The sequence below is a fragment of the Streptomyces sp. NPDC003943 genome, from assembly GCF_053605265.1.
In genome coordinates this window covers 76,356-91,307 of sequence record NZ_JBSGIW010000013.1, presented here as the reverse complement: position 1 = coordinate 91,307, position 14,952 = coordinate 76,356, and the positions used below count along the sequence as shown (strand labels likewise).

Here is a 14,952-nt window from a genome sequence, read left to right as displayed (position 1 = left end):
CGACTGGCTCTTTCAGATCTGGTCGGGTGCGCTGATGCCGAGCAGGGAGAGGCCACCGGCGAGCACCGTCCCGGCGGCTTCGGCGAGCGCGAGCCGGGAACGGTGGGCGGCCGAGGGTTTCTCGTCACCGAGGGGCAGAACGGTGTGCTGGAACGCGAGCAGCGCGTCGGCGACGCTCTCCAGGTGCCGGGCGACCCGGTCGGGGGCGCGGAGGCGGGCGGCGGAGAGGAGGAGCTCGGGGTAGTCACCGAGAAGGGTGAGCAGGTGGGGGGCGTCGACGGGGTGCTCGTACGCGGGGGTGACCCCGAGCCGCGCGCCGTTGTCGGCGAGCCGCCGGGCCCGCGCGTGGGCGTACCGAACCCGGAAGAGCGGATTGCGCTCGTGCTGGACGAGGAGGGGCGCGCCGGCGAGTGCGTGATCGTGCGCGGCGGGCCGGAGCAGGGCCCAGCGGGCGGCATCGTCGCCGATGGCCTCGTACGGCGCCGGGAGTACGGGAACCGGCTCGCCGTCGGGGTCGAGGGCGGCGTCGGCGCCCTGGGAGCGCAGCAGTCGCAGAACCGTGTCGACGAGGAGGGCGGCGCGGGGCTCGGCGGAGGGGCGGAGCCGGGGGTGGCTTCCGACGAGGGCGGTGGAGTAGCCGTACCGGGCGCCTTCGGCGAGGACGCGCTGGACGACGCGCGTGTCGTTCTGCTCGTCCAGGGTGAAGTTGAGGAAGCCGGGCCCGGTGATGTCGACGGCACGGATGCCGGGGTGGGGGTGAAGCCGTTCCCTGAGGATCTTCGCGACCTCGCGGGCGTCGAGCCCGGCGGGCCGGGCGAGCCCGAGGGCGACGCTGCTCGCGTAGTCGCCGACTCCCCCGGCGCGCGGCCGCTCGACCTTGACGCGCGGCGGCACCTCGACCCGCAGCGCACCCTCGTCGACCGCACGGCGCACGGCGTGCAGCACGGTAAGAGAGAGGTCCGCGGGGGTCACGGGACCAGCCTAGGGGAGGAGGGGGGTCGGAACGCGAACGGGTTTCGGCATGTGGGCGGTGCGGGTCGGAACCACAGGTTCCGCGCGGACGGCACCACCCGTTCAGTACGACCCCGAGCTAGGCCGTGTTTTAGAACTGGGGTCCGTGTCTCGCCTCGCGCCGTGATGATCTCGGTGTGGGGCGAGGGGATCTTTCAGATGACCAGTGGGCGGTGCTGGGGCCGTTGTTGCCGGTCGCGGTGTTGGGCAGGCCGTCGGTGTGCCGGCGGCGGTTGATCGACGGGATCCGCTGGCGGGTGCGGACCGGTGCGCCGTAACGGGATCTGCCGGCGGAGTACGGGCCGTGGCAGACGGTCTACGGGCTCTTCCGCCGTTGGCAGCGCGATGGTGTCTGGTCGGCTGTGTTGACCGGGTTGCAGGCCCGGGCGGACGCCGCCGGGCTGATCACCTGGGAGGTGAACGTCGACTCGACGATCTGCCGGGCCCATCAGCACGCGGCCGGTGCCCGGCGTGACGGCCAGTCCCAGAAGGAACCGCCGGGCGGCCACCGGGCCGAACCCGACGACCACGGCCTGGGCCGTTCGCGCGGGGGCTGGACCACGAAGATTCACCTGGCCTGCGAGCAAGGACAGAAGCCGCTGTCGCTGCTGGTCACAGCGGGTCAGCGGGGAGACAGCCCGCAGTTCACGGCCGTGCTGGAAGCCATCCGGGTCCCTCGCCTCGGACTGGGCCGGCCACGGGTTCGTCCGTTGAGGGTTCGTGGCGACAAGGCGTACTCATCGCGCGCGAACCGCGCCTACCTGCGTCGGCGTGGGATCCGCTGCACGATTCCGGAACCTGCCGACCAGGCCGGCCACCGCAAGCGTCGGGGAAAGTCCGGCGGGCGGCCTCCGGCCTTCGACCGTGAGGACTACAAGGCCCGGCACGCGGTCGAGTGCGGCATCAACCGGCTGAAGCGGAACCGGGCGGTGGCGACCCGGTTCGACAAACTCGCGGTCCGCTTCGAGGCGACCGTCCTCATCGCCGCGATCAACGAGTGGCTGTGACCTGCCGGGAGTGTCAGCCCTGCGTGTCATTCTGTCCGCGATCAGGTCAGTGGGTTGAGGGGAGACAGGGCCGATGGGGGCTGCGTACTACCGGGCCGAGAGTGAGAGCGGCGACCACATCGAGGACCCGTCCGAGGACGCACTGTTCATGCTGATCGACGACCTCAACGGCTCGGACAACACCTTCGTCGTCATCCAGCCCGACGAGGACGACCCAGTGTGGTTCACCTCGGTCGCGGTCCTGGACGAAGGCGGCTACGAGGTCGTCCGACGCGACACCACCCGCCGCGAACACGATGTCGCCATCGAGACCAGCATCGACGAGATCGCCCGCGGCCTGACCATCTGGATGGCCGCCCGCGACTTCCCCGGACGGCCCAACCAGCACACCAGCGACTTCTAAAACACGCTCTAGCCGTTCGGCCTCATGCTCCAGGCGCCCTGTCGCCCCTCACCTGCGGCCGGCTCCTCACCGGCGTCCTGCCCACCCGCCTCGTCCCGCGGCCCGCGCCGCTCCCGCGGCTCCCGGTACATGAGCTGCCGCACGACCCGCACGAGCTCGGCCGGCTCGAAGGGCTTCGCCAGGAACGCGTCGGCGGCGGAGACGCCGACGCCGTCCGTCTCGTACGTGTCGTAATCGGTACAGGCACTGATGATCGCCACCGGCAGATGACTCGTCCGCGGATCCTCCCGCAGCCGCGCGGCCGTCTTCAGCCCGTCGAGCCGGGGCATGACGACATCGAGGGTGACCACATCAGGACAGACCTGATGCACCACATCCAGACACTCGGCACCATCGGCCGCGGTCACCACCTCGAACCCCTCGAGTTCGAGATTGACCCTGATCAGCTGACGGATCACGCGGTTGTCGTCCACAACCAGCACCCGCCCGGACACCCCTGACACACGTCGAGAGTAGGTCGCGGGGAGCGGCCGCGTCCGGCTTTTGCCCACTTCTGACCCGTGCGAGCGAACGCCACCTCCGTGACGCCCCGGAAATACCTGTTCACAGGCACCCTCCGAGAGCTGGTAGTGTTCTTCCCGTCGCCGCGAGAAGCGGCGGACGCCCCCGTAGCTCAGGGGATAGAGCAACGGCCTCCGGAGCCGTGTGCGCAGGTTCGAATCCTGCCGGGGGCACTCCAGCTCGGACAGCGTGATCAACCCGCTGACCTGCTGAAGTGCCGAAGATGAAGGGCCGGACTCAGTCTCACTGAGTCCGGCCCTTCATCGTTGTGTGTCACTGGTCGCGCGTGAGTGGTGCGTGAGGCGCGATCGCGTCCGAAAGCCCCTCCTCGGGCGCAAGACCACCGATAGCCTCGCCGAAGATCGAGCTACCGACTGGCCAGTGACTTGGGGGAACGGTGCCGGCAAGGGTCACCCAGAGCAGAAGGATCGAGCGGGCGGGAGTTAACGCTCTACGCACACTCCTCGAAGATCACGATCAGATCGTCCAGGAGATCGACGGCGGCAACGACTACGGGGAAGACCTGTTCGTCATGCTCACCAAGGACGGCGAGCGAACTGGTGTCGCGATCGCCATCCAGGTGAAGAGCGGCGACAAGTACAAGCGGGCGCATGGTTACGCGATCCCTGTCGACGGACATGCGAACGACTGGAAGAACGGCCTGCTGCCTGTCCTGGGCGTCGTGTTCGACGTAGCAACAAGGGAGTTGTTCTGGGCGAACCTCACAGAGTGCCTTGAGTCTTCCGAGGAGGCGCCCAGCTGGATCGCAGTACCGCGGGAGCAGGAACTGAACGAGGACACGATCCAGTCGTTCCTGGCCTTGACCCACAAGTTCGTTGAGGCTCGTTCACAAGGACGCATCGAAGAGTCATCACTGCACGTCACTCGGCTGTCAGGAACCTTCAGCGCCTCTCCCCGGTTCGTAGGCCGGAAGCAAGAGCAGCAGGCGATCAGGGACATGCTGACCACCGCCAGGGGACGTCGAGTCCTGGTCTCAGGGATGGCCGGCGTCGGCAAGACGTCCTTGGTGGACCAAGTGGTCAGGCACCACGATGTGTCTACGGTGTTCTCTGGCGGCGTGATCGTCGCAGACATGCACGGGTTCTCGGCGCATCGCACGCGCATGGCCCGCCCCGGAATCGCGTATGGACCTCTCCTGTCAGTTCTTGGTGTGCCGGGTGACGAGATCCCGCGTACCGCAGAAGGCCAGGCTGCGCTCTACCACCGAACGCTCGACGCCCTCGACGCCTCTGGCAAACCGGTGCTGATGGTGTTCGACAACGTAGCCGAACTCTCTCAGGTCGCCGAGTTGCTCCCCAGGGCAGACGCCCATGGCGTGGTACTGACCTCCCGCAGCAGGTTGGGGGTACTCGAAGGAATCGAGACGATCAACCTCGACTGCCTCAGCCCAGATGAGTCAGACGTCCTGCTCACACAGATCTTGGGGTCTGAGGACCAGCGCCTCCGCACCCCCGGCCCGATCCGTGATCTGTGCACGCTGTGTGGCCATCTTCCGCTGGCGCTCAGCATCTCGGCAGCAATCCTGAAGGACGACGTTGACCTCACGACCGACGACCTACTGGCAGAACTGCGGGAAGAGAAGAGCCGGCTTGATGTCCTGCACTTTGGGGACACTGCCGTAAGGGCAGCCCTTCAGGTCTCGCTCGCTCGCCTCGACTCTGCTTTGCGGGACCCCTTCTGCCGTCTCTCCATCCACCCGGGCAGCGAGATGTCCGAGCAGGCAGCCTCGGCGGTCCTCGGGACACCTGTAGCGCAGACTCGCTCACTCCTGCGCCGACTCAGCCAGGCCAGCCTCATTTCCCGCGGATCCGCCACATCACGGTGGCGAATGCATGATCTCGTCTATCTATTCGCTGGCGAACAATGTCGAGCAAAGGTCTCCGATAGCGAGCGCCGACAAGTATTCGACCGTCTAGCCGAGCTGTACTACCAGACCTCACTGAACGCAGATCTCACGCTGCGAGGAAGCCCCGAAAGCAACCCGACTTACTTTCAGTCAGCTGCAGATGCCTTGAGCTGGCTTGACGTAGAGTGCGCGAACCTACAGGCTTCGGCGCGATTCGCTCGCGACATCGACCTGAACGAGCAGGCGTACGCAATATCGATGCACCTCATCGTCTACCTCGACCTGAGGGGACGCGCTACCGAAGCTCTTCAATCGGCACAGATCGCCTACGAAGCAGCGCGTAAAGATCGCGACGCCGAGCGACAGGTTAGAGCTCTTAACAACATTGGAATCGGACTCACCAGCCAGAGAAGGCTTGACGAAGCTATTCGAACTCTCAGGAAGGCGGCCGCCATTGCGGAAAGGATCGGCTTCCTGGACGGCCAATGCGATGCAACGACCAGCCTTGGCGCGGCAGTTCGCGAGCATGTCAGCCCCAGCGCAGCCATCCCGATCCTGATCGACGCCGTTAAAATCTCCAGAGAGAATCAAGACCCTACCAAAATCGGGGTGTCGCTAACCAACCTTGGTTCTGCATATCGGGAATCCGGCCTCTTGAGGCAAGCAGCAGCCGCCTTCAGTGCATCCATTCCTTATCATCGCGCCTCGGGAAACCGGAGACAGGAGGCATCTGCACATGCTGGGCTGGGGTTGACTCTAAGTCAGCTAGGTCAGCAAGAGAAATCTGAAGAGTGCTTCGAGAAGGCATTCACTGGTTACAGAGAGGTGCAAGACGAGGCGGGAATCCACCTCAACTACATGAACCTGGGGCATACACAGCTCAAGGCCGGAAAAATCAAAAAGGCCCGACAGTCGCTGCACCGAGCGCTCCGCTTCTTTCAAAGCACCTCAAATCAGCATTTCGAGGCCAACTCTCTCGGATTGCTAGGGGCCGCAGAATGGATGTCTGGAGACATCCGTCAAGCTCAGATCCACTACGAGGAAGCCATTCGGATATTTCGTAGCATCGGATTGAAAGAAAGCGAAAGACAGATGAAGGCAGCGCTAAGTGAAATGTTGAACGGCCGACCTGTCTAGACCTTGGGCCAGTCGAAGGGGCGGCACTCGGATCATTTCAGCGTATCCCCAAAATGCGGTTGCCATGCCGTGTCGACCGCATTCTGGGGACGCCGTCACATCACCAACCCATAGCACTCTCGATCTTCCTGTTATTAATTTCTTGGTGCCCGTCAATGCAGCCCTCGTAGCGTCGGTGGATGACCTCAGGCGAGTTACCCGCCCGACGAGCCACCTCAGCCACCGGAACTCCTGCGTTCAGCCAATTCGTGATGCACGTGTGGCGGAGATCGTAGGGCCTGTGGGCCAGCGGGGAGTCAGCCTTGTCCTTGGGTAGGGCCAAGGGTCGGGCCTCCTGCCAGACCCTCCAGTAACTGGAGGTTCCAAGGACACCGCCGCGTTCGTTCGTGAAGAGTCGGCCATCCCTTGCGGTACCGAACTCCGCTATGTGGGCGCGGAGCATCTTGACCAGGAGTGGCGGGATCGGGACCGGGCGATCCGACTTGGGGGCCCGGGACTTAAGGCCGCGCTTGTCGTGGCGCTCGCCCGAGTCCGTCCACTTCTTCCCCGACACCGGTCGCGTCTCCCGCAGCGTGAGGGTTCCCCATCCGGCGTCGGGGAGGTGGCAATCCTTCTCCCTGAGTCCCACCGCCTCGGCCGGCCGCATCGCCGCGTACAACTGGCAGGCGAAAAAGGCGACCAGACGGCGCCCTCGGTGGCGGTGGATGGAGCCTACGTACGAGACCGCTGTCAGCAGCTCGGCGCCCTGGACGGGATTCACCAGGACTCGGGGGTCGACGACGTCGCCCTTCGTAGGGCCGGAACGCTTGCGCCCGTGGAGCGGGTTCTCCTCCAGGTACCCGCACTCGATCGCGTACTCCATCGCCGTGTTGAAGCCGCGGCGCCGGCGCTTGTACGTCTCCCCCGCCGCCGGAGTGTCGTCCAGCTTGAAGGAAAGCCTGTACTGCACGTCCCGGACCACCTTCGGGTCCGTGAAGGCTGACAGCCGGAGCGAACGGTGCTGGAGCCACTGGCAGGCCGCGGCCAGCTCGCGCGGCGGGTCCTCCTCGTGATGCGCAGGGACAACCGCCCACCGCATCGCGAGGCGGATCTCCTCCGGCTGCGGCGCCTTCTTCCCGACCTCCACCATCGCGAGCGCCACCGTGGCCAGACTGTCGGCGAGGCCCTCCCGCGTCTTGGCCGCCGCCGTGCGCCAGCGGCTCGCCATGTACTCGCGGCTAAAGTCCCACCACGAGGGGTCGGGGCGCTGGTTCTCCTTCGCGGCCGCGGCCCGGAGTTCGGACTCCGGGAGCCCAGTCTCGACATCGAAGGCTTCGCCCTTTCGCATTGCCTGCCACAGTTCGGAGCGGCGGCTCTCGGCGAGGGTGACCGTGGCGAAGCTGGCCGTCTTCACCAGGCCGGCGACCTTCCAACGGAGTTGGTACGGCGCCTTCTTGCTGCGTACCTGGCTGACTTTCCACACCCTGACGTCGGTGGAGAGTGTGGCGGCCTCGGAAACGAGCGGGCGCCCGCTGTTGCGGGCACCCGTCGTCGTGCTGGTCTTGCGGTGGGTCACGCTGCGTCCTCCAGCGTCTCGATCCAGCGCTCCAGCTCGGAGCGGCGGATGCGGACGGAGCCATTCGGGAACTTGATCGACTTGGGGCCCTTCTTCAGCTGACGCCACCTGTAGAAGGTCGCGCGGGGTACTCCGATCTCCTCCACGACCTGGTCGATGGTGAGCATCTCGTCACGCGCCATGGGCTCGGGTCCTCCTCATCTGGCTGAGCAGTACGGGACTGACGGGCGCCGCAAAAACCGCGTAGGCCGCAGATTGCTGCGGATCTGAGGTCTGACCTGCGGCGTTGGGAGCGGGATGGCGGCTGCCGCAAAAGTCTCGGGAATCGCCACAGAAACCGGTGCCAATGGGCACCGGGGGACGTCCCGGGAGCCGAGTGCCCATTACTGCGGATGTTTCAGGGACTTCTGCGGCGACAACGCCGAGGGACCGTCGCTGCAGGTGGGCGGGGGCGGCCGGGGTCTTCTGCGGGTTCTGCGATTTGCGCGGCAAGGGGCCGAGGCAGGAGAGCACGCGGTGGCTCACGACTGAGCCCCTCGGACGCAGGGGTGGATGAAGTAGCGGGGCGCCGGCGGGCGGCCTCGCTTGCCGGTCCGGGGCGGCGTCTCGATCCGGATGTAGCCGTGGTCCTCCAGGACGGCGGCGGCAGGCTCCAGCTCGGCGACCGTGGGGAAGGCGGAGCGTGAGACCTTACTGAACAGGTCGCGTCGGCTGACGCTCTCCCAGCCGTTGTCCTCCAGGACCGACAGGAGGGTACGGGCGCGGGCGAGGGTGGCATCTGCGCCCATCAGGTCGAAGACGCTCAGAGCGTGGGCGGTGAAGTAGTCCGCCAACTCGATCGCAGACTGCATGGTCGCCGCGCTAATGGGCTTGTTGGTGCCGCCGTCGATGTGGTCGGCCAGGTGGAGGAGCCCGGCGATGCGGGCCGTGGCGCCGATGACCTTGCCCGCCCACTTCCCGATGTGCCCGAGACGCCCACCCTTCGCCCGGAGCTGCGGCTCGATGCGTTCCGCGTACGCAACCAGGGCGGCATCGGCCTCGGGGCCCACTTGGACCACGAGGGGGTCGGTCCACTCCGCGAGCTTGAGCGTGAGGGCGAAGACGTTCCGCTCGTACGTCGCACCAACGGCGGGCGGAACGGGGTCCGGGTCGATCTTCCGGTAGCCGACCAGGGATTCCGGCAGGCAGTAGAGGAAACGCGCGAGCAGCCCGCGTCCGTCGAAGCCGCGGTTCTTGCCGATGTCCTCCAGGACGCTGGGCTGGACGGCGAGGCCCATGGTGAGCGCGGGGGCCTCGATGAACTCCTGGCGGGTCCGGCGGTCGACGCGCAGCCGGTCGCCGGCGTGGCCCTTGAGGAAGACCTCCATGTTGGGCACACCGGAGTACCGCCCGGCGATGATGTCGAAGATGCCGCCCTCGGCGGACATGACCGCGAGCCTGCCACCCTGCTCGGCGAGCAGGGTGGTGACGGTCTCGGGGGTGGCGTCGTCCGCGAGGAGCCGCGGGCGCGGCGGCACGGTAAGGGACTCGGCGGTCTGGGCGAGGCCGATCGCCTCAGCCACCAGGTTGTCCCGCTCGGGGCCCTCCGCCTTGGCGGCTTGAGCGGCGGCCTTGTCGGCGGCCTCGCGGGCCATGCGGGCCGTGACCTCGGCCTCTACGATCGTGAGGTTGGAGCCCTCCACGAGCGTGTTCTCCGCCTCGTAGAGCGGGGCGGTCATGGCGGCGAAGACAGCGGACTTGCGGTTGGCCGGACCGAGGGCGACGACGACGAAGAGGTTCGTGGGCTCGCGCCACCGCCCGCGTACCTGGACAACGGCCCGGCCGCCGGCCGCGGTCGCGAGGACGGAGAGGGCGAGGGCGCCCGCGAGGTCGACCGGGGTCTGGGTCTCCTCGGCAAGCGCGACGACGAAGTCCGAGACCCAGCCGGGGAGGGCGTGGACGGGGAACGGCGGCAGCTTCGGCTGACGGTCCAGCGGGATCGGCTCCGGCCACGCGGCCGGGACGGTCGCGGCGCCGAGCGCGAGGGCCTCACGGAGGTCGTCCTCGGTGGCCTCGGCCGACATGCCGGCCTGGACGATGCGGGTGCCGACCTCGATGCTCCGGCGGCGCCGGGCGAGGTCGTGGACGATCTCGGCGTAGTAGGTGGCGTTGGCCGTGGAGGGCACGGCCTGGATGAGGGTGTGGAGGTAGGGCCGGCCGCCCGCGCGGACGAGTTCGCCGGTCTGCTCCAGGTGGTGCCCGAGGGTGATCGGGTCGACGGGCTGGCCCTGGGCGTGCAGGGCCAGGATCGCGCGGTGGATGGTCTCGTGGGCGGGCACGTAGTGGTCGGCCGGGTCCATCGAGCCGTTCACGTCGCCGATGACGCCGGGCGCGAGCATGAGCGCGCCGACGACGGCCTGTTCGGCTTCCCGGTCGTGCGGTGCCATCCGCTCCACGCTGCCGGGCGCGCTGTGCAGCGGCACCACGGGGGCGTACTGCCCATGGGCGGGCTCAGGTGTCATGCTGGGGTTTCTCCTGTTTCTGTCGAAGGGACGGAGAGCCGGGGCGGTCGCGGTCTTGTGGTGAGAGGCGACCGCCCCGGGCACAGCTACTTCTGCTTGAGCCACCGCTCGTACTGCTGGCGGACGTAGGCGCGGGGGTCACAGATGACCGCGGTGTCGTCGCTGTCCATGAGGCGGCGGGCCGCCTCGGTGGCCATCTCCGCCGCGTCGCTCCGTACGCGCTCGCTCTCGTCGCTCAGCGCGATGCGGTCGAGGAGCGCGGCCTTGCGGAGCCAGAACTCGCGGCCGAGGCCCTTGCCGAACGGCTTGTCGGCGGCGGTGCGGGCGGTCCAGCCGATCTCGCTGATGATGCTCGGGGCGAGCGCGTAGGCGTCCTCTGGCGTCGGCCACCGCTCGGCTCGGAGGTCGGCGGTGAGGTAGAGGCGCTCGCGCTGGCCGTCGCGGGTGGCGTACTGGCGTACGGCGCCGGTGGTGAAGGCGCCGCCGAGCGCGGCGGTCACCTGGTCGGCGTCGTCGGGGTCGCAGATCACGCGGATCTCGAACATGGGTCAGTGCTCCTTGGTGGTCTCGCTGGCGGGGAGTTCGGGCAGTCCGGCGCGGGTGAGGGCATGCGGGTCGAAGCCGGGCAGGGCCGCGCGCGTGAGGAGGGCGGTGGCGAGCTGCTCGGCGTAGAGGGCGCCGGTGCGGGCGGCCTCGATCTGGGCTCCGGCGCGCAGGGCTTCCACGCGCTCGATGTGGGCGTGGTCCTCGCGCCGCTCGGCCGTGTGCCGCTCGTGAGCGACGGTGGCGCGGCGATCGGTGCGCCAGTAGCGGGCGGCGAGCCCGTAGGCGACGGCGGTGGCGAGCACCCACAGCAGGAGCGGGAGGGACAGTCCGTCGGCGTATCCGGCGACCCCGGCGAAGGCGAGACCGCCCGAGGTCGCGAACGCGGTTCCGGCGAGCGTGCTGTCCCCGCGGTGGCCGGCCGCGGCGAAGGCGCCGGCCGTGGCGGCTCCGGCGGCGAGGACGACCATGAGGGCGGCGTTGCCGACGGAGTGTTCGGCGCCGTTGGCGTTCCAGATCCGGCCGAGGACCAGGACCGTGGACGTGGCGAGGGCGGGGGCCACCTTCGGCGTGGCTGTGGTGAGCCAGTGCGGGACGGTGATCGGCTCGTTCATCGCGGGCTCCTTCGGCTAGTTGGCGAGGTCGGAGAGGGCCGTGGCGGAGGACTGGACGAGGTTGGCGATCGGCTCGTACGCGCCGGTCCCGGCGGCGAAGAACCCGAAGAGGAAGAGCACGATGGCGGCGCCGGCCCCGGAGGACTTGCTCTTCACGGCGAAGACGGACGCGGCGCCGAAGAGCAGGACGGCGGAGATCTCGAAGTTCATGTCAGGCTCCTGTCGTTGCGGGGTCAGCGGGTGCCGTCGCGGTGGACGCGGGCGGCGATGTTGAACAGGTGGCGGCCGACGCGTATGCGGATGCCGTGGCCCTTGCAGCGGCGGCAGGTCTTGCCGCGCTTGGGCTTGCCCTTGCGGTCCGTCTTGAGGGCGAAGCCGAGTCCGTTGCACTTGCGGCAGTTGCCGAACGGCGAGGCCGCACACAGAGCGACGTAACCGAGTGTGACGGTGAGCAGGAGTGCGCTAGCGGCGAGGAAGGGGGTCATCGGGGCCTCTCCGGCGGTTTTCCGGGTCTGCGCAGGTCAGCCCGCTAGGAACTAGCGTGCTGATCAGATGCGGTATGGGGTGCTAGCGGTGCCGCTAGACCTAGCGGGGCTTGCTGCTAGGTCTAGCGGCGATCCGTGTCAGCTCGCGTCCCGGCTTCCGTCACGGTCCGTGATGGCGGCGGAGATGCGGGAGCGCTCGATGCCGCGCCGGTTGGCGCCCTTGCCGCTCTCGGTCTTGCCCCACACCTGGGTGGTGGAGATGCCGTGCGGCTTGAGGGCGGCGGCCAGTCCCTCGGGGTCCCAGCCGCCGTAGACGTCGGGGCGCAGCTCGGCGAGCCGGGCCACGACGACTTCGGACCAGACCTTGGGCTCCTCGGCGGGGACGACGGCGAGGATGTCGCGCAGCAGGTCGTACGCGCTGGTCTCGGCGGTCTCGAACGACTCCCCCAGCGCGTGGCCGGAGAGGGTGCCGGCCTGTTCGCGGAGCTTGCGGGCCCGCAGGCCGATGGTCTCGGCGGTGGGGGCGTCGACGTAGACGGAGGAGACGATCCGGGCGTCCGCTCCTTCGCCGACGAAGTAGTGGATGCCCTTGTCCTTCCAGGAGAACATCGTGGCCCGCACGCCTCGCTTGTACGAGGACGTGCCGAGGACCATGTCGTTCTCCAGCTGGCCCATGACCTTGAGGCAGAACCTGGCCGATGCGTTCGCGCTGATGCCGGTCGGCAGGGCCTTGGCGTCGGGGCGCTGGGTGGCGAGCAGCAGCACGATGCCGGTGGCGGGGCCGCGCTTGACGAGGTCGGTGCAGATCTCCTCGAACTCCGCGCCGTGCTTGGGGTGTTCGAACCAGACCTGGCACTCGTCCACGCCGACGACGATCGGGTGGAGTCCCAGGTTCTTCATATTGGCCAGTTCGCTGGTGACCTTCGACTCCGGGCAGATGTCCCGGGGCAGGGAGCGGATCATCTTCGCCCGGCGTCGCAGCTCGTCCCGCAGTTCCCGCAGGTCGGCGAGGGCGTACTCGATGTCCTCGTCGTCGTCTCCGGCGCGGTGGCGGTGCGAGACGCGCTCGCCGACCGGGTCGAGGTCGCCGGTGCCCTTGAGGTCGTAGGTGTGCAGCTCGGCCCGCGGGTCAAGGGCGGCGATCAGGAGCAGCAGGCGCAGGAGGAACGTCTTGCCCATGCGGGGGATCGCGCCGATGACGGCGGCGATGTACATGAGCGTCATCTCCACCCAGCGTCCGCGCTGGTCGGTGCCGAAGGCGACCGGCTTGAACAGGTCCGTGGCCCCGCTCTTGAGCAGCGGCCACACGGGCTTCCGCGCGGTCGACATGTCCTGGTCGCCGACCCACAGCACCAGGTGTCCGGTGTGCTCTTCCGGCACGGCTTCGGGCCAGACGCAGCCCAGCGGGCGGCGCAGGCCGGACGCGAGCTTGTCGCGGCGCTCGATCACGTCCGTGACGGTGACGCCGTACGGGAGATCGCCCTCCGCACGCCAGCCGGGCCCGTCGCGGGTGATCGGGGCGGTGAACGTGAAGCCGTCCCGGCCCTTGCCCTGCGCCTGGTTGATCGCCGGGATTCCGAGCGCCCCCAACGCGCGCAGGACGATGTCGCTGGTGAGCTTGGGCGCCTTGGTGATCTCCACCGCCCGGTTGATGACCGGAGCGTCGGCCTGTCCGCCGGCCGACCCGAGGGCGAGTAGCAGCGCACCGACCGAGACGACCTGGAGCCAGCCGGGGGCGAGGACGTAGAGAGCGAGCGCGGCACCCATACCGATGAGCGCGGCGAGGGTGGCGACCAGGGTCCGCAGCCGGACCCGACCGTCGCGCTGCCGCGACAGCTTCAGGTACTCCCCGGCGTCCTCGCGCCGGACGGCGGCGAGCCGGACGGGCTCGCCCTCGCGGTCGGCGACCCAACGCATCGTGCCGCCGACGAACTTCGCCGCCCCGCGCGGGGCCTGGAGCGCGAGGCGCCCGGCGTAGACCGGGGAGCGGAGCGCGTGGTAACCGGCGAGGTGGGTGTAGTGGCTGGCGACCCAGCGGGTGGCGGTCTTGAGTTCGGCCGTCGATCGCAGCCACGCGGGGACGATCCGTTGCCGCTTCGCGCCCGCGAGTCGGCCGAGGTATCCGGGTCCGGCGAGCGCCGGACCGTCGACCAACCGGCGGGCCGACGGGTCGCCCGACTCGTCGGCCGACCCGTCCGTGTGGGAGTCGGGCGACGCGTCGGCGGTGGAGTTGGCCGACTCGGTGCGGGCGGATCGTGCCTTGTCGAGGTCGACCACGTCGGCCCCGGAGTCGGGCGACCCGGTGGTGGCCATGTCGGCTTCGAGTCGGTCGAAGAAGTCGTTCTCGTCGTCGGGGTGCTTCACTGAGACTCTTCCTTCTCTTGGGAGGGAGTGTGGGGTCCGGCCGCTGCTTTGGTCGGTCGTGACCGGACCCCGTTGCTCACAGGTCGAACAGGCCGCCCTGGTCGTCGTCAGGCGCCGCGGTGGCGCGCTGAGCGGCCCGGCGGGCGGCGGTGAAGCAGGGCGGGCACCAGGCGCGCAGCTCGCTCGCGGGCAGAGCCGCGGCGGCGAGCTCGGTGGCGAGCGGGTCGGCCGCGGCGGCCATGAGGCGGATCGGGCCGCCGTGCTTGCCCGCGTGGCGGCCGTGCTCGCGGGTGCAGCGGCCCTCGCCCTTGGTGTGCGGCTGGCCGCACTTGCCCTCGCACTGACAGCGGTGGCCAGCGGCCACCATCACCGCGCGGAACAGCCCCGCGGCAGCGATCGGCTCGGACCTCACGCGGCCCTCCCCCTATCCGCGGGAGCTTCCAGCCGGGCCCAGAGAGCTCCTAGGGCGGCCGTGGCCTGTTGAGGTACGACCCCGTTACCCAGCGCCTTGAGCTGCGCCGTGCGGGACAGCCCCGGCACCTCCGTGACGTGGCCGGCGGGCAGGCCCATGAGCCATTCGACAAAGGCGGGGCTCAGACGGCGTCGAGCGTCAGTTGCCCCGGGGGCACGTCGTCCGAGGACAGCCTCCCAGCGGGCGATCGCAGGGGCGAAACGGCCCCAGCCAGCGTCGGGTTGCCCCGGCCGAACGTCGGGCTCGTCCGCTCCCCGTCCGCTCGCATCGGGGTGGGCAGCAGCAGCCGCGCCGCATCGAGCAGCGTCAGCCCGTACCCACTGCTGTACGGCGTCCCGTCCGGCCGGTAGTTCGCCGTGGTGCCCGGGAACGAGGCGCTCGGCGTGGGCAGGAGCGTGACGACGGTCCGCAGGTCCATGCCCCCGTCGCCGT

The 14,952-nt window shown here is 68.9% G+C and carries 14 protein-coding genes, 1 tRNA gene and 1 pseudogene; 4 read left to right on the top strand and 12 right to left on the bottom strand.

Going from position 1 to position 14,952, the window contains the following annotated elements:
- Positions 1-12 precede the first annotated feature (12 nt).
- The gene (nrtL, locus tag ACWEV0_RS08415) at positions 13-972 is read right to left on the bottom strand and encodes an ArgS-related anticodon-binding protein NrtL (RefSeq protein ID WP_453147601.1); all 960 of its coding nucleotides are present in this window, start codon (positions 970-972) and stop codon (positions 13-15) included.
- Positions 973-1,148: 176 nt separating this feature from the next.
- Between nrtL and ACWEV0_RS08410 the strand changes: the two are divergent.
- Both ACWEV0_RS08410 and ACWEV0_RS08405 read left to right on the top strand, forming a co-directional pair.
- A pseudogene (locus tag ACWEV0_RS08410) lies at positions 1,149-2,018 on the top strand (IS5 family transposase).
- Between the two features lie 73 nt (positions 2,019-2,091).
- Positions 2,092-2,421: a hypothetical protein gene (locus ACWEV0_RS08405; protein WP_453147599.1), complete on the top strand. Its 330-nt coding sequence runs from the start codon at positions 2,092-2,094 to the stop codon at positions 2,419-2,421.
- An 8-nt stretch (positions 2,422-2,429) separates the two neighbouring features.
- On the opposite strand, the gene ACWEV0_RS08400 is transcribed toward ACWEV0_RS08405, so the two are convergent.
- Positions 2,430-2,972 carry a response regulator gene (locus ACWEV0_RS08400; protein WP_453147597.1) on the bottom strand — a complete coding sequence of 181 codons (543 nt, stop codon included), beginning with the start codon at positions 2,970-2,972 and terminating at the stop codon, positions 2,430-2,432.
- 111 nt (positions 2,973-3,083) lie between these two features.
- Here ACWEV0_RS08400 and ACWEV0_RS08395 point away from each other — a divergent pair.
- Positions 3,084-3,155: transfer RNA gene (locus ACWEV0_RS08395), tRNA-Arg, on the top strand.
- Between the two features lie 224 nt (positions 3,156-3,379).
- The gene (locus ACWEV0_RS08390) at positions 3,380-5,986 is read left to right on the top strand and encodes a tetratricopeptide repeat protein (protein WP_453147596.1); all 2,607 of its coding nucleotides are present in this window, start codon (positions 3,380-3,382) and stop codon (positions 5,984-5,986) included.
- 100 nt (positions 5,987-6,086) lie between these two features.
- Here ACWEV0_RS08390 and ACWEV0_RS08385 read toward each other — a convergent pair whose 3' ends face one another.
- The 10 genes from ACWEV0_RS08385 to ACWEV0_RS08340 form a co-directional block, all read right to left on the bottom strand.
- On the bottom strand, positions 6,087-7,541 hold the full coding sequence (locus ACWEV0_RS08385; RefSeq protein WP_453147595.1) for a tyrosine-type recombinase/integrase: 1,455 nt from the start codon (positions 7,539-7,541) through the stop codon (positions 6,087-6,089).
- Complete coding sequence (locus ACWEV0_RS08380; protein WP_453147593.1) at positions 7,538-7,723, bottom strand: helix-turn-helix transcriptional regulator; 186 nt, start codon at positions 7,721-7,723, stop codon at positions 7,538-7,540. Before ACWEV0_RS08380 ends, ACWEV0_RS08385 begins: the two co-directional genes overlap by 4 nt.
- A gap of 339 nt (positions 7,724-8,062) precedes the next feature.
- Complete coding sequence (locus tag ACWEV0_RS08375) at positions 8,063-10,042, bottom strand: DUF3987 domain-containing protein (RefSeq protein WP_453147591.1); 1,980 nt, start codon at positions 10,040-10,042, stop codon at positions 8,063-8,065.
- Between the two features lie 86 nt (positions 10,043-10,128).
- Positions 10,129-10,587, bottom strand: coding sequence for a hypothetical protein (locus ACWEV0_RS08370; RefSeq protein ID WP_453147589.1), 459 nt, complete (start codon positions 10,585-10,587; stop codon positions 10,129-10,131).
- Positions 10,588-10,590: 3 nt separating this feature from the next.
- Positions 10,591-11,199, bottom strand: coding sequence for a hypothetical protein (locus ACWEV0_RS08365; protein ID WP_453147587.1), 609 nt, complete (start codon positions 11,197-11,199; stop codon positions 10,591-10,593).
- 15 nt (positions 11,200-11,214) lie between these two features.
- Positions 11,215-11,409 carry a hypothetical protein gene (locus ACWEV0_RS08360; RefSeq protein WP_328942541.1) on the bottom strand — a complete coding sequence of 65 codons (195 nt, stop codon included), beginning with the start codon at positions 11,407-11,409 and terminating at the stop codon, positions 11,215-11,217.
- A gap of 23 nt (positions 11,410-11,432) precedes the next feature.
- Complete coding sequence (locus ACWEV0_RS08355) at positions 11,433-11,684, bottom strand: hypothetical protein (RefSeq protein WP_453147586.1); 252 nt, start codon at positions 11,682-11,684, stop codon at positions 11,433-11,435.
- A gap of 138 nt (positions 11,685-11,822) precedes the next feature.
- On the bottom strand, positions 11,823-14,048 hold the full coding sequence (locus ACWEV0_RS08350) for a cell division protein FtsK (RefSeq protein WP_453147584.1): 2,226 nt from the start codon (positions 14,046-14,048) through the stop codon (positions 11,823-11,825).
- A gap of 76 nt (positions 14,049-14,124) precedes the next feature.
- On the bottom strand, positions 14,125-14,460 hold the full coding sequence (locus tag ACWEV0_RS08345) for a hypothetical protein (protein WP_453147582.1): 336 nt from the start codon (positions 14,458-14,460) through the stop codon (positions 14,125-14,127).
- 181 nt (positions 14,461-14,641) lie between these two features.
- A complete protein-coding gene (locus ACWEV0_RS08340; protein WP_453147639.1) occupies positions 14,642-14,938 on the bottom strand; it encodes a hypothetical protein in 297 nt (98 codons plus the stop codon).
- Positions 14,939-14,952 lie beyond the last annotated feature (14 nt).

What these genes read in the sequence shown, in the direction of transcription:
- ACWEV0_RS08355 (WP_453147586.1), bottom strand. Translation starts at nt 11,684, where the DNA reads ATGACCCCCTTCCTCGCCGCTAGCGCACTCCTGCTCACCGTCACACTC.
- ACWEV0_RS08405 (WP_453147599.1), top strand. Translation starts at nt 2,092, where the DNA reads ATGGGGGCTGCGTACTACCGGGCCGAGAGTGAGAGCGGCGACCACATC.
- ACWEV0_RS08375 (WP_453147591.1), bottom strand. Translation starts at nt 10,042, where the DNA reads ATGACACCTGAGCCCGCCCATGGGCAGTACGCCCCCGTGGTGCCGCTG.
- ACWEV0_RS08360 (WP_328942541.1), bottom strand. Translation starts at nt 11,409, where the DNA reads ATGAACTTCGAGATCTCCGCCGTCCTGCTCTTCGGCGCCGCGTCCGTC.
- ACWEV0_RS08365 (WP_453147587.1), bottom strand. Translation starts at nt 11,199, where the DNA reads ATGAACGAGCCGATCACCGTCCCGCACTGGCTCACCACAGCCACGCCG.
- ACWEV0_RS08340 (WP_453147639.1), bottom strand. Translation starts at nt 14,938, where the DNA reads ATGGACCTGCGGACCGTCGTCACGCTCCTGCCCACGCCGAGCGCCTCG.
- ACWEV0_RS08380 (WP_453147593.1), bottom strand. Translation starts at nt 7,723, where the DNA reads ATGGCGCGTGACGAGATGCTCACCATCGACCAGGTCGTGGAGGAGATC.
- ACWEV0_RS08370 (WP_453147589.1), bottom strand. Translation starts at nt 10,587, where the DNA reads ATGTTCGAGATCCGCGTGATCTGCGACCCCGACGACGCCGACCAGGTG.